This window comes from Actinomadura sp. 3N407 (genome assembly GCF_052245875.1).
Classification (GTDB): Bacteria; Actinomycetota; Actinomycetes; order Streptosporangiales; family Streptosporangiaceae; genus Spirillospora.
This window is the reverse complement of sequence record NZ_JBQQBP010000085.1, coordinates 1-675: the sequence shown is the minus strand read 5'-3', so window position 1 is coordinate 675 and position 675 is coordinate 1. Positions and strand designations below refer to the sequence as shown.

At 59.9% G+C, this 675-nt stretch carries 1 pseudogene; it reads left to right on the top strand.

Annotated features, from left to right (window positions below):
* Positions 1-675: pseudogene (locus ACTWPP_RS45035) on the top strand (IS3 family transposase); the annotation flags it as partial.

The window sequence follows — 675 nt, the reverse complement described above, 5'->3', positions numbered from 1 at the left end:
GAAGAAGAAGTACGGGGGCGTCGGCCCTTCGGAGCTGCGCCGGATGCGGCAGCTCGAGGAGGAGAATGCGAAGCTCAAGCGGCTGGTGGCGGACCTGAGCCTGGATAAGGCCATGCTGCAGGACGTGCTCTCAAAAAAGCTCTGAAGCCTTCCCGCAAGCGCACGCTGATTGACGAGTTGCGTGACCGCTATCGTGTGAGCCTGACTAAGGCTTGCGCGTTGTTCCACATGTCACGCTCGCTGTATGGGTATCGGTCGGTTGCTCGGGACTCGTCGGCATTGCTTGCACGCATCAAAGAGATAGCGGCCACACGCGTGCACTACGGCTATCGCCGGGTGCACGTGATGCTGCAGCGGGAAGGCTGGAAAGACAATCACAAACGTGTTTATCGCTTGTACCGGGCCGAAGGTCTGTCGCTGCGGCATAAGCGTCCCAAGCGCAACAAGTCGGCGCGGCTACGCCAGCCCAAGAGCATCGTCACGGCTATCAACGAAATCTGGAGCATGGACTTTGTATCCGATGCCTTGTTTGATGGTCGGCGCCTGCGCGCGTTGACCGTGGTGGACAACTACACCAGAGAAAGCTTGGCCATCGAAGTCGGCCAAAGCCTGAAGGGGGAAGACGTTGTGCGAGTGCTTGACGAAGTGGTTGCCGAGCGCGGCGCGCCTCAGACC